Genomic DNA, 18,911 nt, shown 5'->3' with positions numbered 1-18,911 from the left:
GCATGAGCGACGACGAATACACCCCCGTTCCCAAACGCCCGGATCCGGCCAAGGAAAATGCCGCCAACCCCGAGAGCATCCCGGGGGGCGGCAAGTCCGCGCATTCGCCGAACAAGGATCCGGACGACATGCCCAAGGCAGAGCGTCCCCGCAACAATAGCCAGTTGCACAATACGGCGAAGTTCAATTCCGAAGTTACCCCGGAAGATTATCCCGAAGACGAACGCCAAGCGAGCCAGCTGACCGGGCGGCCAAAGAAATAAGCGAGCAGGCCGGTAAAGGGCGGGCGGGTTACGACGTGCGCCCCTGCTGCCCCTTGCCCGGCTCGCCGTCGTGGGATAGCGGCGGTTTCGTGACCGAACATACGCAAGAAAACGCATTTCCGCAGCCGCGCCCGCATGGCCTTGCGGAGGACATTTACGGGCTCGTCACCGGTGCGCTTTTGATGGCGATCGGGCTGACCTTGATGAAGGCGAGCGGGATCGTCACGGCGGGCATGGGCGGTGTCGCCTTGTTGATGACCTATAAGGTGGGATGGACCGTCGACGGGTGGTTCTGGACCTTGAACCTGCCGTTTTTCGTGCTTGCGCTGTCGGCGATGGGGCGCGGGTTCCTGATCAAGTCGATCGCGGCCGTCACGCTGGTGTCCGTGTGCGCGGCGGTTACGCGGGTATCGCTCGACATCTCCGCCATTCACCCCGCCTTTGCCGCGGTGGGCGGCGGGACGGCGGCGGGCGCCGGCATCCTCGCCATGTTGCGGCACAAGGCCGGCGTCGGCGGGGTGACGATCCTTGCCATCTTCCTTGAAAAGAAGTTCGGCTGGAATGTCGGCTGGTTGAGCTTCGTACTCGACGCGTCGATCATCGCGGTCGCGGTCACGGCCATTCCGTCGGAACTCGTCATATATTCCGTATTGTCCGTCGCCGCAGTCAGCGGGATATTGATCGCCTATCACAAACCCGGGCGATATACGGGATATTAAGTGGCTGGGCGGTCATTCGCTCGTCCGCCAATAACCTAGCTCGTGATCTCTCTCAATTTCGGGAAGCAGGCCCTTGCCGTAAGTGTCTGCGGAAAACCGGGCGCGAGTTCGGACAGAACCGAACGGAACGGCACCTCGATCCGGACGCTATGCGATTCGGCGAAACCCTTGCATGTGCCTGTATCGCTGGCGACGATACGGTCGGCCGGAACCGCGATGCCATAGGCGGCGGCCCGCTCCTTTGCATAGGTGCCGCGCGTCTCGATATCCTCGCAGGTCAGGCTCACGCTGATGCAGCGCGCGGTGCTGTATGCGACCTCGTCGATGGTATGCTGCGTCCAGAACAGCCGCCCTGTCTCGATCACGCCGAAGATCATCATGATCATGATCGGCGCCAGAAGGGCAAATTCGATCACCGCGGCGCCGGCTTCGTCGACCAGGAGAGCGCGTATCTTCATTCCAGCCTCAGCGTCGTTGCGCGGGTTACGGTTTCGCCGCCAAAGGCACGCTGCGGAACGATGAGCGCCTCGATCGGGGCGGTCGCCTCCAGCGTCATGTAATAGCCTGCACGTGCGCCATTGTTGGGGCATGCCGCCTTGCAGGTATACGTAACGTACCCGCCGTCTGCGGAGATGCAGGCACAGCTGCGATCCATGTTGGTGCATCCGTTGGCCGCACCGTTACAGCTCAGCGTCACGCGCGTCGCCGCGTCGTCCGAAAGCGCGCGGACATAGGCGGGAAGCTGATCGAAGCGGACGTTTTCGCGATTGTCGAATGCGACGATGGCGCTGGCCGACAAGGCTTCGTCGAGCTTGCTACGCTTCATGAAAAAGGATCCGATGTCGAGCGCACTCGCCACGACCATGAAGAACAGCATCGACCACAACGCGAATTCGACCGCGACCGCACCCGCCTCATCCTCGCGCAGGGAACGGATCATCGGACCAGCCTGATCCGGCTGTTGGCGCTGCTCTCGCCGCCGCTCGACCCTGCCATCAGACATTTGGTCCCGGCGGTGGCGCCGCCCGCCGCCTTGATCTCATCCGCGATCAGCATGAAGCACGTGCCGCCATCGGCGGTCGAATTGCCCCCAGACATGGTCACCGATGCGTTGGGGAAATGGATCGTTCCTGAAAACACATTGCCCGATCCGCCGGTCCAGTTCGACGCACCGCTCGCGGCGGAATGGAAGAGAAGTTGCGCGATCTGTGCGCCCGATTGCGAATAGCTCGACGCCGAAAGCTTGGTCAGCGCGCCGCCTGCCAGCTTGAGGAGGCCCGCCAGAACGAAGGTCACATCCTGCCCGGCCATGTCGAAGCCGGCGGCATCGCTCCCGTAGGTTTTGCCGGTCAGCGACGAGGTATAAGGCCAAGTCGTACCGCCCGTTCCATTCACGAAATCGCCATTGACGGTATATCGCCCCGCGCCAAAATACACCGAACCGCCGAAATCCATGTCGCCATCGATGAAATGGTTTGCCGTGTCGCCAAAAACCATCCGGCTGCCGCCCATCGTCTTGATGCCGCCGCCGATCGACGTGCTGCCGTCGCCCATCAGGAACCGTGCGCTTCCCGAAAGCGACACGGCCGCGCCGTTTTTCGGTGTGCCGATGATGACATTGCCGTTTCCGATGGCAAGCTCGCTGTCGCCCTGCACGTCGATGGATTCCGACACGACGAAATCGCCATCCCCCATTATCGTGTCGCCGCCGCCGCCCAGCTTGATTGAGCGGAAATAATGGTCGCCAGCGCCCATGAGCAACGACTGCCCGCCCCCCAGATTGAGCGTGTCGTTGATTACGACCTTGCCGTCGCCCTTGCGATTGGCGCCCAGGAAATCGATCTTCCCATCGCCGATCCACAGCGTGCCATCGCCGAAGGTGACGCCGTTCGATCCGCTGTTGAAGCCGCCATTGATGTAAACGTCGCTATCGCCGAAATTGACGGAGGATCCGCCCCCGACCGCGACGCCGTTTGACACCGTGATCCTCGATCCCGACTGAAACACGACATCGATGCCGCCGCCGACCGTCAGGCTGGAGATATCGTAATTGCCGGCGGGAATGACATAACGGTTCGTGTCGCCAACCCGGTATTGCTTTACCGCGTTGCTGGGCTTCCACGACAGATCCCATTTGTCGCCGCCCGGCGTGACGGGATTGAACAGTTCCGGCGGCGGGGTGGAAGAACCCAGCTTGCTCTCCGCTTCCGCAATTTCGAGGTTGTCTTTCCATGGATCGAAGAGTTCCGTCTCGGCATTGTGGCGACCTGCAGCAGAAGGGAGCTGATTATTCCACTGCGGCACTTTCAACTCGCCGCCGTAACGCAGGGATTCCGCCTTCAGCCAGCCGTGATTAAGCGTGATGTCGCCCAGCCCGGCGACAATCTGCGACGCTTCGATCGTGTCGCCTTTGTTCGCGAGGCTGCCGATCGCCGCGACCGAGCAGCCTGGCGCACTGATCGACGCGCCGCCATTCACCACGAGCGCGTCCTTACCGGTACTCAGCGCGAGAAAGCAGGGTGTGTCGTAGGGAGATTCGCTTTCCACGACGGCGGCCGATACGGCCGAAACGGTGAAATCCCCGCCGAGCCCGACCGCCGCGGCGAGAAGATAGGGCACGTCGCGCGTGATGGTGACCTCAACCGACTTGTCCCCCTCGTACGGGTAATCGTCGACCAGCTTCGCCTTGACCGTTACACCGTCCAGCCGGTTCGCGGTGGCGACGACCGCCGCGGCGCCTTCCAGATCGACGGACTTGTTGTCCTGATACTCCAGCGCCACGCTCAGGGCCGCCATGTCGGCGACGCGCTGATTGACGACTTTCTGCCCGTATCCGCGACTGAGATCGAAGGCCAATCCTGCGCCGCCCAGCATGACGGGCAACGAAAGGGCGGCAAGGGTGGTCACCGATCCGCGCTGATCGCCGATGATTGTGCGCAAGAATGAAAGAGATATGCGTCCGGCCATGATGCGAACCATGATCGAAATGCGTTAAAAAATCATAAACCGGAATTCATTTGGGGGCGCCAGGCTCGCTCTCGCCTCCTTGCACGGCGCGTCAATGCGTCGTCCCATATCGAGACGCGCTCCTCAGCGTCCCAGATCGGTACGCGACAATCGCTGTCCCAAAACGGGACGCGGGCGAAGCATGGAAATTTAACCAGATATGAACCCGTAGCGGCTCTGGATGAACAGTGTGCCGGGATCGGGAAATTGTTCCGGGGTCGCATTTCACAGGATGACAGTCCGGCTTCGCAAACGAAGCGGGACAGGTGGGGGCGCCGCATCCTTTACAGGGGGCTGAATGGGGACGGATATTGCGAATTTGCTGTCTAGGTTGGACAGACCATCGTTTCTTTATCGTGAGTTTGGTGAAAGATTTGGCGACATCGAGCTATGGCCTTTGTTCGAGGTCATATTGAAGGATGAGCGGATTGTCGGGGCGGGGCTTTCACGCCGCGACGGTGCCACGCTTTCCGATCGCGCCGCGCCGGGGCGCAATGGCGTCGCCGGTCCGGCGGTACGGCAACACGACGAGACCTCAGACGCCGACGAACTTGCCCGCATGCGAGAGCAAATCCGCGTGCTGACCGAAACGCTGGAGCGGATCGCCCCAGGACAGGTCCGGCGATGAGCGTCATTCTGTTTCATTCGCCGAAAGGGGGGGGTTGGAAACAGCTTTCTCGCCGCCCTTTGTGCGATGGAGCTTGCTCGCCGCGGGGTTGAGACGACCGCGATCGATTGCACCGCGCAAAAGGCCCTACGCTATTATTTCGGCCTCGATACGAGCCAGGATCTGTTGCGCTTCGACGCTTCGGGGGAAGAGCCTTTCGCCGTATCGGGCGTTTCGCTGCGCGATGGGCATGCCCCTGGCGAAGCGACCGAGATCGCTGCGAAAATCGAAAATCTGCGGAATCGCGGCGGCGGGGCCGTCATTGTCGATGTGGCATCCGGCGACATGGCGCTTCTCGATGCGCTTCTGCCCATTGCCAACCTTCGCGTATGCATGATCGATCCCGGCCCGGTGGCGCTCAATGCGCTGATCCATCTCGGGCAGGGGGTTCCCCTTCTCGATCTGGAGCGCACGGCTCTCGTTCTCAATCTGCGCGACGATACGCGCAAGCTTTCCCGCCATATTCACATGCTGTGCAATTCCGCGTTCGCGCCTTTGATGATCGGGTCGGTTCGCCGCGACGAATGCGTCAACGAAGCGGTCGCAAAGCTCGATCCTTTGCCAAAGGCATATCCTGCGAGCCCGGCCCTGAAGGATATCGAACAGCTTGCGAGCCGCATCATGGATCGTATCGCGACCGGTGTGCATGAGCAGGAGGCGGCACGATGACCGGCCGGCGAACCATTGCCAATGCGCTGCTTGCAATTGTCGCGTCGATCCTTGTCATTCTGGTCGTGGCGGTTCCGCTCGACCTTCGTTCGCAATGGGTGTTCGCCTTCGTGACCGTTGCGGGGGCGATCTGGCTGGCCAGCCGTCAGAATGCGAAGGCTTTGCTGACCCTTGGCTTGCTTTCCATCGTGGTGTCGACGCGTTACATCTTCTGGCGCACGACCCAGACGCTCGATTTCGAAAGCGTTACCGGCGCGGTTTTGGGCGGAACCCTCTATGCCGCCGAGCTTTACGCCTACCTCATCCTCGTCCTGGGTTTCCTGCAAACGGCCTATCCGCTCGACCGTCCGATCGTGTCGATGAGGGGAGAGCCTGAGGACTGGCCCACCGTCGACATCTTCGTCCCGACTTATAACGAAGACCTCGACATCGTGCGCAATACGGTGTTCGCGGCGATGGACATCGACTACCCGGCGGACAGGTTCCGGGTTTATATTCTCGATGACGGAAGGCGCCCGGAATTCCAGGCTTTCGCCCGCGAGGCGGGATGCGGCTATCTGACGCGGGCCGACAACAAGCATGCCAAGGCCGGCAATCTGAACATGGCCATGCGCAAGACCGAGGGCGAACTGATCGCCATATTCGATTGCGATCATGTGCCCACGCGCGCATTCCTGCAGACAACGCTCGGCTGGTTTCAACGCGATGCGAAGCTCGCCCTTTTGCAAACCCCCCATCATTTCTATTCGCCCGACCCGGTTCAGCGCAATCTCCAGACGGTTGAAGACCTGCCGGGGGAGGGGGATCTGTTCTATGGCCCGGTTCAAAAGGGCAATGATCTTTGGAATGCCGCGTTCTTCTGCGGTTCGTGCGCGGTAATCCGGCGCGATGCGCTGATGCAGACGAATGGTTTTGCCGGCGAAACCGTGACCGAGGATGCGCATACCGCGCTCAAGCTTCAACGCATGGGCTGGAACACTGCCTATATCGACACCCGGCTTTCGGCGGGGCTGGCCACCGAACGGCTCGCTTTGCATGTGGGGCAACGCATTCGCTGGGCGCGCGGGATGACGCAGATCATGCGTATCGACAACCCGCTGACCGGTCGCGGGCTGAACCTGCGGCAGCGGCTCTGCTACCTCAATGCGATGCTCCATTTTCAGTTTCCGGTGCCCCGGATCGTGTTTTTGATAAGCCCGCTTGCCTATCTTTTCTTTGGCGAGAATGTGATTGAGGCATCTGCATCCCTGATCTTCGCCTATGCCTTGCCACATCTGTATTGCGCGATGGTGTCGGGTGCGATCATTCACGGGCGCAACCGTCGTCCGTTCTGGAGCGAGATCTACGAAACGCTGCTGGCCTTCCATCTTGTGAAGCCGACGATCGCGACCCTGTTTCAGCCGCGCAAGGGCAAGTTCAACGTGACCGACAAGGGCAGCTCGTTGCAGGATACCTATTTCGATTTCAACATCGTGCGGCCGCATCTGATCTGCATCGCGCTCGTGCTGCTCGGCATTGTCGTGGGGGCGGTGAAACTTGCGTATTTCCCCCATCTTTTCGACATTCAGGCGGATTCGTTCGCGCTGAACACCGCATGGGCGAGCTTCAGCCTGATCATCCTCATCGCGTCCGTTTCGGTTGCACGCGAAACGCGTGAGACGCGGCGGAATATCCGCATTCCCGCCAAATTGCCGATCACCGTACATTTCGACAATGGGCATCTTATCGATGCGACTTCGCAGGAGATATCGATGGGAGGGCTGTCGGCGCAATTCGATCAGGATACCCTGCCCGATCATTCGGGATGGGCGGCGACGCACGTTTCGCTCCCGCTCGAAGATCATACGCTCACCCTTCCAGCCGACATGCTGACGATGAAAGGCGGGCAGATCACGATGATGTTCCACACGATGGACATGGTGCAGACGCGGCAATTGGTCCGCAGCCTCATGGGGCGGGCCGATGCCTGGATCGATGCCAATAATTTCCCGCGTCAGTCGGCGTGGAAAGCGATGAAGGACATTCTCGTCATCGATTTCCTGACGATCAAGCGTATCCTGCGCCTGAATTTCGCCGAACGCGCGGACGAGCGGCGGGCCGTGCGCGAACGGAGTGAGGCGGCGGCCCGTTGGCAGCGCGCATCGGCCTTGGCACACGCGGATGCCCCTGCGCAGCCATCTTTGGATACGGGGCCGGACGAACGGTCGAAAGCCCGGTCGCCTGCACGCCGGATGAGCGGCGCGATCGCCGCGCTCGCTTTGGTGGCGAGCCTTGGTGCAGCGCTCATCCTCGGCGCGGGACAGGCCGCGGCGCAGACGACGGCCACCGACCCCGTGCAGCAGCGCGCGCGCACGAGCGAAGGGGGGGCGATCACCCGCGAACTGACCCTGCGCGACCTTCAGATCCCCGCCGTGATACGGCTGGAAGGGGTGTCGGGCGAAATCGGCATTCCCTTCGGACTCAGCCGCGACGAGGTGGTAACCGATGCCACGCTGCGGCTCTGGCTCGACTGGTCGCCCGCGATGCTCGGCGATCTCAGCCAGCTTGTCGTCCTGGTCAATGATGAGATCGTGCGCACCATTCGCCTTCGGCCCGGCGACGCTGGCGGACGATATGTCGATATCGATGTCGAGCCCGCCTTGTTCCTGCCCGGCGACAACCGGATGAACTTTCGCCTGGTCGGGCACTATACGCGCGATTGCGAGGATCCCTTTCACAGCGCGCTTTGGGCCGCAATCAGCAACCGGCGTTCCTCGCTGCAACTCACGGTTCAAAAGCTCGCCTTCGATCCCGATCTGTCGCGCTTGCCGCGTCCGTTCTTCGATCCGGCGCAAAATCAACCGCTGCGCCTGCCCTTCGTTTTCGCAGCGACGCCCACGTCCGGCGAAATCGAAGCGGCGGCGAGCATGGCGTCGTGGTTTGGTGCACTCTCCAGCTACCGGAGGTTTTCCTTCCCTGTCGCTTTGGGGCAACTGCCGCGCGGCAACGCCGTGGTCTTCGTGCGGCAAGGTCGATCGGTCGCGGGGGTGGACGCCAATCTTTCCGGACCGTTCGCGCGCATCATGCGCAATCCGCGCGATCCGTTCGGTCAGCTCCTCGTCATCAGCGGAGCGACGGAACGCGATCTCAAATTCGCGGCCGCTGCCGTTGCCAATGCAAACGGGGCGTTGAGCCGGCAGCAGATGTCGCTCTCCGGGGCGACGATTCCGCAATACCCGGCCTATGGCGCGCCGCGGTGGATCCGTACCGACCGGCCGGTCAAACTGGCCGAGATCGTCGATCCCCTCTCGCTTCAGGGACAGGGGATTCGTCCCGGCCCGCTGTTCGTGCGGTTTCGTGCGGCGCCCGATCTGTTCTTCTGGCCGCGCAACGGGGGCGTGCTCGATCTGAATTACCGCTATCCGGTGGCAAGCTGGCTCGACCGGCGCGCGTCCCGGCTCGACATTCTGCTCAACGGACAGTTTCAGAAGACCTTGCCGCTGTCCGACACGAACTGGCTGTCCTCGCTCATCGGGAACGACGCGGCCCGGTCGAGTGAGAGGTCGCAAGACGTGGTCCTGCCGCGATACGACCTTTACGGGCAGAACGAGCTGGTCATGAATTACGACCTCATTCTTTCCGAAAAGCGCCGATGTGTCGCCACTCCACCGGGCGACGTGCGCGCCAGCATCCTTCCCGATAGCGAGATCGACCTGTCCGGTGCCTATCACGCGCTGCGGATGCCCGATCTCGCCAGCTTCGCCAGCGCCGGCTACCCCTTCACCATTCACCCCGATCTCGCGCGCACGGTGGCGGTGATGTCGCCCCGTCCCACGCGCAGCGAAATCGAGGCGTTCCTGATGCTGATGGGGCGGTTCGGCGACTCCACCGGTGCGGTCGTTTCCCGAATGCGCGTCGTGCAGGATGCGCTCGCCGCCGATCTCGATGGCAGCGACATCATCGCGATCGGCAACACGCAGGATTTGCTCGCCAATCCTCTTTTCGAAAACGGGCCGGTATCACGCGGGGAGGGCGGTTTGACCGTCAGAGGGGGGAGCGCCCTCACACGCGTCATGGAAGGTGAATGGCCATTTCGCGAGGATGACACGCGTGCGCAGAACGCCGCGACCCGCGCCGCCGATTTTCAAGGCATCCTTTCCTTTGAATCGCCGTTCACCCCGGGCCGGACCGTGGTTGCCGTGCTCGCCAGCGATCCGGGGCAGCTTCCTGAAATGATTGCGAACATGGCCGAGCCGAAATTCAACGCGGGCATTCAGGGCGATCTCGCGATTGCCGACGGCACCAGCGTCGAAAGCTTTCTTGTCGGGCCGACCTACTGGGTCGGGAGCCTGCCGTGGTGGATGCATATTGCCTACTGGTTTGGCGGGCACCCGCTTATCCTTGCAATCGGCGGCCTTCTTGTGGCGTTTCTTCTTGCGGCGCCGATCTATCTTCTGCTGAAGCGGCAGGCGCGCAGCAGACTCGGCAGCGAGGATGCGGAATGATGCGCTACGGCTCCGTATCCCTTGCCGTGATCGCATTTGCGACGCTGGCACCCGCCGCGCAAATTGCCAGGGCGCAGCCCGCCGGTATCGAGGCTCTGCTGGAACAGGCACGCTATTGGCAGGCACGTGGCCGCGCCGACCGTGCGCGCGAAGCCTATCTGCGCGTTCTGGCGCTCGACCCCGATAATGCGGAAGCGCGGCGTGCGGTGAGCAGGTCGGAAACGCGCGCACCGGCGGCGAGCACGGAGGCCCCCTACGCGGCGGCATCGCGAACCGATGATCGGCGCAGCGGGCCATCTGTGCGCCGCAATGCACCGACCGCTGGCGGTACGGCACGCTCCTCTTCCTATGCGGATGCGCGCGCCGCCGGTTTCAGGCAGCTTGAAGCCGGCGATCTGGAGGCGGCTGCGCGCAGCTTCAATACGGCTCTTTCCGGCGGCAGAAACGATGGGCAGGCCGCGGGCGGGCTCGGTATCGTGCGCCTGCGGCAGGACCGCTTTGCCGAAGCGCGCGACCTCCTCGAACGTGCATCGCGCCTGACCGGTCCGGATCAATGGCGCGAGGCGCTGTCGTCGGCGCGCTATTATGCCGCGCTCAACGAGGCGCGCAGCCTTCTGCGCGATGGCGATACGGCGCGTGCCGAAGGGGTCGCGGCCAATCTGGTCCGATCGGGCGAAGGGGATCCGGTCGCGGCGCAAACCCTCCTGGCCGAGGTCTACGAGGCGCAGGGGCGCTACGGCGATGCCGCCGATGTGCTCGATCAGGCCGGCGAAGCACCGGGCGAGGAGCAGAACCGGCTTCGCAGCCGCGCGGCGCGCAACCGCGCGCTCGATGCGCGGGCATCGGGTGCGGATGGCGTGGCCGAACGCGAATTCCTGGCCGGGATCATGCTCGATCCGACGGACCCCTGGCTCCGGTACGAATTTGCCCGCTTCATGGATGCACGCGGCCGCGTGGCGGAGGTGGAATCGACGCTCGACCGGCTTTCATCGCAAGGGGATCCGCAATCGCTTTACGCCGCGGCGCTTCTCTACGACGAATTCGGCAACCGCGATGCCGCACAGCGCATAATCGACCGCATCGCGCAGCGCGATCGCAGCGCGTTCATGTCCGGGTTCGCGCAGCGGCTTGCCTACAGCCGCAGGCTCGACGATGTGCGCATGGCAATGGACCGCGGACAGAGGCGGGAGGCGATCGCGCTTTTGCGCGGCGTGACGGCATCGGGCAACGTACCCGCCAGTGCGCAGGCGGAGGCGGCCGGCCTTGCGCTCGAACTGGGCGATGTCGATGGGGCCGTCGATGCGGCGCGCCGCGCTCTCGACGGGCCGTTGACGGCCGCCGGATCCTACGAACCTGTGGTACGGGCGTTTGCGCGCGCGGGCTTGCTATCCGATGTGCAGCAGGCGGTGCAGGCTGCCTCTCGCGTTGCTGACAACACGCCGAGCGGGCGGGCCATGATCGAACGGTTGAATGCCATCGCGGCGGCATCGCGCGCGGACATGATGCGCGAACAGGGCAGGTTCGCCGATGCGTTCGACACGTTGCAATCCGCATGGCAATCCGCGCCCGATGACAGCGAAATCCTCTTTCAACTGGGCCTGCTTTACCAGACGGGAGGAATGCCCGCGCGGGCGGCACAAACCTATCAAATCGTGCTCAACACCGAATCCGACAATGAAAGAGCGATGCTCGGCCTTATCCGTACCGCGGCCGAGGCGGGGGACGCAGCATTGTCGGATGGCGCATTCGATGCAGCGCGCAGGTCTTCGCCCGACAGTTACGAAGTCTATCTCGCGGCGGCGGATGCGCAGCAGGCGCTTGGTAATGACGGGCGTGCACGGCGCTATCTGCTCGACGCGCGGGCGCTGTACGAGGCGCAAACCGGCTATGGCAGCACCGCGCTTGCCAGCGGAAATCCGTTCGACGGCGGCATGGCGAACAACCCGTTTCGCAATGCCGCACCCGCGCCCGAACCCGTTCGGATCAATCCGTTCGCCCTTGGCGACGACACGCGCATTCCGGACCGGAGCGTCCGCAGGGCCGATAATGCGCGAACGGGCGGATTTGGCGCGCGCGGTGCAGGCTATGCGCCGGGCGCATCCGGCTATTCCCCCCCGCCGCGGCGGCAGGGGGCGATTTTGCGCAAGCATCGGTCGGTTATCCACCAGCCGGAGGGTTTGCGCCGCCAACCGTTTCCTCCTCGCGCGCGCAATCACCCTATCGCAGCGGCGATCCCGTTCTGGCGTCCATCGATACGCGGATCGACACGCTTTCACAGGGTCGCGGGCCGCGCGGTGATGTCGATGCGCTTTATCGTTCGCGTTCGGGCGAGGCGGGGTTAAGCGAACTCAAGGATCTGCGGGGCAGCGCGCAGGTTTCGACCGATCTCGCCGATGGGCGCATCGCGCTTGGCGCAGAAGCGGTGGTACTGGATTCCGGTGTTCCCGGGGGCTCCGCTCTCGGGCGGTTCGGTCGCAATCCCACGATCGAGGCTCAGGCGATCGTCGATGAACTCCCCGCCGGACTGGTCGGTGTCGAAACACAGCAGGAAAGCGGCGTCGCGCCATTCCTTTCCTATGAACAAGACGATGCGGAGCTGCGCATCGGTACGACGCCGCTCGGTTTTCCGGAGAAGGACATTACCGCAAAAGCGCGCGGTGAGATGCGGCTGAGCAACGAGACGCTGCTGGGTATCGAGGTTGAACGCGAGGCGGTCACCGACAGCATCGTATCCTTTGCCGGCACCCGCGATCCGGTCACGGGCGCCTATTGGGGGCAGGTCATGCGCCTGCGCGCCGGGATCGACTTTTCCTATGACGAGCGTGGCGATGGTTTTTACGGCACGCTGGCCGTCGCACGTTACGACGGGCACAACGTGCCCGACAATCGCAGCTACGAAGCCAATCTGGGCGGTTATCTGCTGCTGAGTGAAACCGCGCGTTCGCGCCTGACCCTTGGGTCGAACATCAATTATCAGCGATACGACAACAACCAGAATTTCTTTACCTTCGGCCAGGGCGGTTATTTCAGCCCGCAGGGGTTCCTGTCGATCGGCTTCCCCATTCGGTATACCTATCGCGACGACAGGCTCGACCTGACCGCGACAGCGACGCCGGGCTATCAAAGTTTCAATCAGGACGCCGTGCCGGTCTATCCGACCGACCGCGGCGCGCAGGCGGAACTCGATGCGCTTCGCGTGCTGAACCCCGACGTTCGGGCATATTTCGACAGGTTGAGCAAGACAGGCGGCGCGTTTTCGGCAGGCGTCACCGGCTCCTATGCGGTCAGTGCGGGGACGCGTATCACCGGCGACGTGCTGTATGACAGTTTCGGCAATTATAACGAGTTCCGTTCGCTAATCGGGCTGAGACAGCAGATCGGTTCGGGCAACTGATGTCCGCGCCACAATCTGCCGTGCTTCATCTTGTGGACATCAAACGGCGTTCAGGACGACACGCATGAAACTCAACCGACGATCGTTCTGCATCGCGTCGGGCGCGGTCGTCATGGCGTCCTGCGCCGGACCCCGTTCCCCTTATGGCATGACGCTTTCCCCCGAATGGGCCGGGTTCAAGAGCCGTTTCATGGATCCGACGGGGCGCATAGTCGACACGGGCAACAACAACATCAGCCATACCGAGGGGCAGGGATATGCCATGGTCCTCGCCGCTCAGAACGGTGACCGGCCTGCTTTCGAACAGATTTGGAGATGGACGAAAAGCAATCTTCAGCGGCGCACGGATGCGCTGTTTTCCTGGCGATATGTCCCGTCGGCAACGCCGCCCGTCGACGATCCCAACAATGCGACGGATGGCGACATCCTGATTGCATGGGGATTGCAGTTGGGGGCCGATGCGTTCGACCATCCCCCCTATGCCATGGAGGCGGAGCGGATCCGCGCCGCGATCCTGCGGCTGCTGACCATCCCATACGCGGGAATGACCGTGCTGCTTCCCGGGATCGAAGGGTTCCGGTTCGACGAAAGGGTCAAACTCAACCCCGCCTATTAAGTCTGGTCCGCGCTCGAATCCTTCGCAGATGCCGCGCCCGATGAGGGGTGGCAGGACGTCATCCGCGACGGCACCGCATTCGTCACGTCGGCTCGGTTCGGATCTCATGACCTTCCGGCCGACTGGGTCGATCTTGCCGCCGATGGAACGATGAGCCCGGCCCAAAATCACGAACCGCGTTTTGGCTATGACGCGATTCGCGTGCCCCTTTACGCCATGATGAGCGGGCGTGACGGGCTTGTCCGGCCAGTGATCGAATTCTGGTCCGGACTGATCGCGGCGAAGCGGCCGATCCCGGCGTGGGTGAATGTCGAAACCGGCGCGTTCGCGGATTATGCGGCGGGCCCCGGGCTTTCCGCGATCGTCGCCGCCGCGACCGGGACGGCCCTTCCGCGTGTGCGCGGCGACGCGGATTATTATGATGCGGTGCTTGCGATGATGGCGTCGGGATTGGACCGCACCAGCCGGTAGGCGTGCGCGTGCGGCGACAATGCCTGTGCGATAGCGCTTTGGCCTTTCGTCTTGTAGGTGGGCGTCATGACCTTGTTGATCTTCTACGTCGCGCTTGCGCTCGTCGTGTCGTTTTTGTGCTCGCTTCTCGAGGCGTCCTTGCTCACGATCACGCCGTCCACGATCCGTTCGGCGCAGGATCATGGCGCGGGCTGGGCGGTGAAGCTGAAAAAGCTGAAGGACGATGTGGAGCGTCCGCTCGCCGCGATCCTGACGCTCAATACCGTGGCGCATACGATGGGGGCGGCGGGCGCCGGCGCGCAATATGCGAAACTTTACGGCGCGGGGAGCGAGGCGGTGTTCGCGGGCGCGCTGACCCTTGCCGTGCTGATCGTGACGGAGATCATTCCCAAGACCATCGGCGCACGCTACGCGCCGAGGCTTGCGCCCTTTACCGCCTGGCTGCTTCCCATCCTGATCCTGGTTCTGGCGCCGCTGGTATGGGCATCGCGGCAATTGACGAAGGCGATCACGCGCGGGCGCCCGGCCGAAATGCCGCATCATCGTGACGAATTGCTGGCGCTTGCGAGCCTTGGCCATGCATCGGGTCAGATCGAGAGCAGCGAGGTGCGCTTTGTTCAGAACATGCTGCAACTCCACCGGGTCAAGAGCGCCGACGTCATGACCCCCCGGATCGTCGTGTCGAGCCTTCCTGTGGACCTCCCTCTGTCCGAACTCGCGACGAGGATACGGGACGTTCCCTATACGCGCATTCCTCTTTTTGTCGAAAAGCCGGACAATATCTGCGGTTTCGTGATCAAGCATGAGGTATTCGCCAGCCTGTCCGACGACCCGCCGACACAGGATGTCCAACCGCTCATCCGCCCGCTGCCCGGCGTGCTGGACGAGGTGACGGTGGACCGTCTTTTTCGCCGTATGATATCCGATCACCACCATATTCTCGCGGTGGTCGACGAATATGGCACGTTTCTGGGGTTGGTCACGCTGGAAGATGTGCTGGAAACGATCTTCGGGTTCGAGATCGTCGACGAGCTTGATGAAATCGCCGATCTTCAGGAATATGCACGCGAACTCGCACGGCGCAGGGCATCCGCATCGCGGCCGGCGCGCGAAAACGCAACACTGCCGGGCGATGATGCCACGGGCGGGTGACTTAATTATCGGGCACGGGGACGCGGGCCGCCATCGCGCCGCATCATGGTGACGGGGGCGGGCCTTCTCGCGCGTCGTTGCGGGAGACGGACTTGGCCGCACCGTCCTGATCGGACCGGATAGTATGATGCCCTTGTTGAAAACGCTTGTCCGGGATTATGGCTGGATACACACCGGGCTCGGCGTGCTTGGCAATGCGACCTTCGTGATCGGAAGCGTGCTCTTTCTCCCGCAATTCGAACAGTTTCAGCGTTTGGCCGTCTGGTGCTTCATCGTCGGATCGGCATTGATGCTGGTGGGCGCGCTGGGGAGCCTGGCCGTGAAACTTTATGACGATGAGTAGCCATACGTAACCCGTTCACGCCTGCCCGCGCGCAAGGACCGCCTTCCAAAAATCGGTGTTCGCGATGTAACGTGTCAGGATTGTAGGCGCCGCCATCTGGTTCGGGTGCAATACTTCGAAATCGGCCGATGACGATGCGAAAAAAGCGCACCGCCAAACGCGATGGCGCCGTCGCGGCGACTCCGGCACGATAAAGCGGCCAATCCCGGTTTGTAAGGCCATGGTATCGCAAAGAACCGGAAATCTGCCGTTCCATTTCGGTCGGCATACCACCGGTGGCATGTGGCGGAAGCGGTGGGTTTCGATCTGTATATATATATCTTTGAACTAAAACATCATTTTATGGGCGAATCAAAAATATACCCCGGCTTATACCCCCTCGGATTCTCCCTCAAAATTTACGGAACTGCTGTGTTTCTCGTGGAACGAACGCAAGCACATTGGTCGTCGGATTGATGAACCATCGAACGCGAAATTTTTAAAATGGGTGAGAATGTGTCGCAAAAGGCGTCGAGCGGGTTGGGGAGAGAGGATACCCGACCTTTTTTCGATCGCGACTGCAAACGCGCAGAATATAGCTGTTTCAACGCTTCAGGTTGAAGCGTGTGGCACAATCTGTGGCACAATTTGTGGCACATTGCGAGAATGATTTGGAATCAAAGTCTAGTTCGTCTCAGGCCCGATTGATTTCACGTGGTCCACGTCAGTTTTGCGCCCCAACTCGGTCATCCAGACTATCTCCGCGCGAGACTGAAAGCGAACGTTCGTTCACTCCCACGCTTAGCGTCTGGGAAGAGCTATTTCGCTGCAGTTCGCGTTGGCGATTTCGATTCAATTGGAAAGTGTAACAGGAAGCTTCTGATCGGTACCGGGACCGCAGCAATAGGGCTTATTGGTACCGCGGATCGTCGCGATCATTCTAGGTTGCATCTCGCCTCGCGGTCACTCCGACCAAACGTTGGCCGTCTTCATCATCGGGACTTTTTTTTAGCAATGCCTCCGCGACATCGCCGGCATCTCCGATGACGATCGTCTCGGGATTCCCGAGTTGGCAATAGCGTATCGCATCTGACTTCGCGATGATCGAGCGGACACGGCGATCGAGTTCCCCCGGACGCATACCCGTTTCTCGGATCACTGCCTGCTTGATCCGATCAAGCCACTCGGGATCGGGCGCGTTGATCAAGCAATTTCCATAGGTTCCAATGCGATGATATTGCTCTTCGTTGATCAGATTTTTAGCCAGAAGGTCCATGATCAAGTCGCTTAGCACGGTCATTCTGAGCAAGCCTGTGACCATCTCTGACCAGAGAATACCGCGACCATACTGCCGGATCGCGGCCGGCGCGAACTCTGCAATTCTGAGCATCATGCGCGCTACCAACACTGCGGCGTCAACCGCATCGATTGGCAGCAGGGTTCCAAGCACGGTGCGGGCACCGATAGACAGGAACCCGTTGGCGGCCGTCGCGTGGGAACCGCCGAGAGACTGAGTGTCGCACGCACTTAGCATGACGATTGGCGGGATGCGCATAACATTGCGCAGACTCCAGATATCAACCGGAGTCTCGCCGATCATCAGATAGCCGACGTTAGTGTTGCCTTCGTGCTTGCCATGTCCGTCGAAGATCGCGAGTGGGCCGCTGAACGCATTGAACGCTGCAACAAGGTCATCAACATTCGCGACGTCGACGACCTTAATGTTTAGGCGGTCGCGCGACCAAGCCGGCGCCATTTGCTCGATCGACTTCTGCACCAAGCCGCCAATTCGATCATCTTTGGTGTAGGACGAGACCACTAAAATTTCCCGGAAAGCTTCGACCGGGATGCTGATGGTGTCGGTATCGAGCAGCTGACCCATCAGCAAATCGCCGGGGGTTGATGTCAGGCGAGACGTGACATGAGCCAAGCCGAGTGGAAGATCACCGATCGGAAGCCATTCGAGAGGTGCGTCGCTTATGAGCTTCACGCCATGAGCGGCCTCGTCGATGCACCGCAGGAGGTCTGGTCCGACGGCCTTCTTAAGATGCGATTGAACGCTCGCGAACGTCTTCTCCAGATCAGTGCGATTGCGCAGCTGTTGCGATCGAGCGAGCCGCCCAAGCTGGCCGAGCAGACCGCGAGCACGGTTGACAGCAGGAGGTACGCGAACCACCGCGCTGAGAGTTGACGCTGCCCGAATCCCGACCGCGATCGCGAACAACGTTAGTTCCCCAATCCGCTCGCGCAGCAAGCGTGCGGCAATCGGACTGGCTCGAAGCGCCTCCTTAGTTCCGTAATTTCTACGAAACCCCGCCTGTCGCTCGAAGCCGTTTAACAAGTTTCGGACCGCCGAGCGCTGCTCCGTCGGGGCCGTCGATGCTAGCCTCGACCATCCGACCTGGTAAAGGGCTGGCGCGACGACAAGCACGTCGGGCTGGGCTGGGGCGACACGGTGTAGCGGTTGAAAAGGAATGTCATCGCGTAGCGCCTGGACGGCGTCATAGGACTTAACGATCTCGGTAACGTAAGCCGCCTCATCGCGCCCCGTCCAGCGCTCGTCAGATTGAGGTTCATCGGTCCCGGCAATCCCACCTGCCGCCAGCGACAACACATTTGGCAAAGTAATCAAGTGTGAGACGAGGTCATAATTCGGGGCAACGATTTCGCGCTCGTTCCATGTCTCCACGATCTTCCTCAGTCGGTCGACCGGCTCGGAAGAGAAATGGTCGACGAGGGCGTCAAGTACTTCCAGAACATGATGCTGAAGTCGGGTTTGGTTCAGTTCTGCCGACGATATCGCGCCGTTGTGGGGACCGAGTGCAACTTGCAAGATCGGTACCGGTAACGACGCCGCCCAGGTTGCGACTGTATCGGTATCATCATTGGTCGCCGTGGCAACGACGAGGAACGGCCTCTCCAGTATGGCTGGGCCATCGACTTTGACAAGCGACGGAAGTGACACCGGGGTCACCATCCATGAACTTTGTCCAGCGGCATGTAGTGCAAGTCGGATAGGTCGTGGAAGACTTGGATAAAGAAGATTCGGCGGCAAGGCGACTAGCCCGTCGTATTCACCAAACCGGTCCTAAAGGGTTAACGGGAGTGGCCTAAGCCTCTGATCTGAATTAGGAACTGGGTGTCTAAG

The 18,911-nt window shown here is 61.6% G+C and carries 13 protein-coding genes and 1 pseudogene; 10 read left to right on the top strand and 4 right to left on the bottom strand.

The window, feature by feature from the left end; all coding sequences use genetic code 11:
• Positions 1-2 precede the first annotated feature (2 nt).
• Both K4G67_RS05550 and K4G67_RS05545 read left to right on the top strand, forming a co-directional pair.
• Positions 3-263 (top strand): hypothetical protein, encoded by a 261-nt coding sequence (locus tag K4G67_RS05550; protein ID WP_239805395.1) that lies wholly within the window; start codon positions 3-5, stop codon positions 261-263.
• An 89-nt stretch (positions 264-352) separates the two neighbouring features.
• Positions 353-982, top strand: a complete 630-nt coding sequence (locus K4G67_RS05545) for a YitT family protein (protein WP_239805394.1) — start codon at positions 353-355, stop codon at positions 980-982.
• A 35-nt stretch (positions 983-1,017) separates the two neighbouring features.
• Here K4G67_RS05545 and K4G67_RS05540 read toward each other — a convergent pair whose 3' ends face one another.
• Genes K4G67_RS05540 through K4G67_RS05530 form a run of 3 tightly spaced genes read right to left on the bottom strand, consistent with a single transcriptional unit; the run spans position 1,018 to position 3,922 of the window.
• Complete coding sequence (locus K4G67_RS05540; RefSeq protein WP_239805393.1) at positions 1,018-1,440, bottom strand: TadE/TadG family type IV pilus assembly protein; 423 nt, start codon at positions 1,438-1,440, stop codon at positions 1,018-1,020.
• Positions 1,437-1,922 carry a TadE/TadG family type IV pilus assembly protein gene (locus tag K4G67_RS05535; RefSeq protein WP_239805392.1) on the bottom strand — a complete coding sequence of 162 codons (486 nt, stop codon included), beginning with the start codon at positions 1,920-1,922 and terminating at the stop codon, positions 1,437-1,439. The genes K4G67_RS05540 and K4G67_RS05535 overlap by 4 nt, the downstream gene beginning before the upstream one ends.
• On the bottom strand, positions 1,919-3,922 hold the full coding sequence (locus K4G67_RS05530) for a pilus assembly protein TadG-related protein (RefSeq protein ID WP_239805391.1): 2,004 nt from the start codon (positions 3,920-3,922) through the stop codon (positions 1,919-1,921). Before K4G67_RS05530 ends, K4G67_RS05535 begins: the two co-directional genes overlap by 4 nt.
• A 397-nt stretch (positions 3,923-4,319) precedes the next feature.
• Here K4G67_RS05530 and K4G67_RS05525 point away from each other — a divergent pair, with 397 nt between their 5' ends.
• The 8 genes and pseudogenes from K4G67_RS05525 to K4G67_RS05490 all read left to right on the top strand — a co-directional run bounded on the left by K4G67_RS05525 (position 4,320) and on the right by K4G67_RS05490 (position 15,784).
• Positions 4,320-4,616 carry a hypothetical protein gene (locus K4G67_RS05525; protein WP_239805390.1) on the top strand — a complete coding sequence of 99 codons (297 nt, stop codon included), beginning with the start codon at positions 4,320-4,322 and terminating at the stop codon, positions 4,614-4,616.
• A gap of 15 nt (positions 4,617-4,631) precedes the next feature.
• On the top strand, positions 4,632-5,324 hold the full coding sequence (locus K4G67_RS05520) for a cellulose synthase operon protein YhjQ/BcsQ (protein WP_338026401.1): 693 nt from the start codon (positions 4,632-4,634) through the stop codon (positions 5,322-5,324).
• Positions 5,321-9,808 (top strand): UDP-forming cellulose synthase catalytic subunit, encoded by a 4,488-nt coding sequence (gene bcsA, locus K4G67_RS05515; protein WP_239805388.1) that lies wholly within the window; start codon positions 5,321-5,323, stop codon positions 9,806-9,808. Before K4G67_RS05520 ends, bcsA begins: the two co-directional genes overlap by 4 nt.
• Positions 9,805-12,150: a tetratricopeptide repeat protein gene (locus tag K4G67_RS05510; protein WP_239805387.1), complete on the top strand. Its 2,346-nt coding sequence runs from the start codon at positions 9,805-9,807 to the stop codon at positions 12,148-12,150. The genes bcsA and K4G67_RS05510 overlap by 4 nt, the downstream gene beginning before the upstream one ends.
• The gene (locus K4G67_RS05505) at positions 12,048-13,202 is read left to right on the top strand and encodes a cellulose synthase subunit BcsC-related outer membrane protein (RefSeq protein ID WP_275588765.1); all 1,155 of its coding nucleotides are present in this window, start codon (positions 12,048-12,050) and stop codon (positions 13,200-13,202) included. Before K4G67_RS05510 ends, K4G67_RS05505 begins: the two co-directional genes overlap by 103 nt.
• 64 nt (positions 13,203-13,266) lie before the next feature.
• A pseudogene (locus K4G67_RS05500) lies at positions 13,267-14,289 on the top strand (family 8 glycosyl hydrolase).
• Between the two features lie 66 nt (positions 14,290-14,355).
• On the top strand, positions 14,356-15,441 hold the full coding sequence (locus K4G67_RS05495; RefSeq protein WP_239805386.1) for a CNNM domain-containing protein: 1,086 nt from the start codon (positions 14,356-14,358) through the stop codon (positions 15,439-15,441).
• 136 nt (positions 15,442-15,577) lie between these two features.
• Entirely contained in the window at positions 15,578-15,784 is a 207-nt protein-coding gene (locus K4G67_RS05490) for a YrhK family protein (protein WP_420829996.1), read from the top strand.
• Positions 15,785-16,703: 919 nt separating this feature from the next.
• On the opposite strand, the gene K4G67_RS05485 is transcribed toward K4G67_RS05490, so the two are convergent.
• Positions 16,704-18,740 carry a CHAT domain-containing protein gene (locus tag K4G67_RS05485; protein ID WP_239805385.1) on the bottom strand — a complete coding sequence of 679 codons (2,037 nt, stop codon included), beginning with the start codon at positions 18,738-18,740 and terminating at the stop codon, positions 16,704-16,706.
• Between the last annotated feature and the right edge of the window lie 171 nt (positions 18,741-18,911).

The organism is Croceicoccus hydrothermalis, from assembly GCF_022378335.1.
GTDB lineage: Bacteria > Pseudomonadota > Alphaproteobacteria > Sphingomonadales > Sphingomonadaceae > Croceicoccus > Croceicoccus hydrothermalis.
Note: the sequence above shows the minus strand (reverse complement) of the source record. Positions and strands in the feature narration are given on the sequence as shown.

Excerpts from the sequence above, each read along its gene's own strand:
- K4G67_RS05550 (WP_239805395.1), top strand. The coding sequence starts at position 3 with ATGAGCGACGACGAATACACCCCCGTTCCCAAACGCCCGGATCCGGCC.
- K4G67_RS05540 (WP_239805393.1), bottom strand. The coding sequence starts at position 1,440 with ATGAAGATACGCGCTCTCCTGGTCGACGAAGCCGGCGCCGCGGTGATC.
- K4G67_RS05535 (WP_239805392.1), bottom strand. The coding sequence starts at position 1,922 with ATGATCCGTTCCCTGCGCGAGGATGAGGCGGGTGCGGTCGCGGTCGAA.
- bcsA (WP_239805388.1), top strand. The coding sequence starts at position 5,321 with ATGACCGGCCGGCGAACCATTGCCAATGCGCTGCTTGCAATTGTCGCG.
- K4G67_RS05510 (WP_239805387.1), top strand. The coding sequence starts at position 9,805 with ATGATGCGCTACGGCTCCGTATCCCTTGCCGTGATCGCATTTGCGACG.
- K4G67_RS05495 (WP_239805386.1), top strand. The coding sequence starts at position 14,356 with ATGACCTTGTTGATCTTCTACGTCGCGCTTGCGCTCGTCGTGTCGTTT.
- K4G67_RS05485 (WP_239805385.1), bottom strand. The coding sequence starts at position 18,740 with ATGGTGACCCCGGTGTCACTTCCGTCGCTTGTCAAAGTCGATGGCCCA.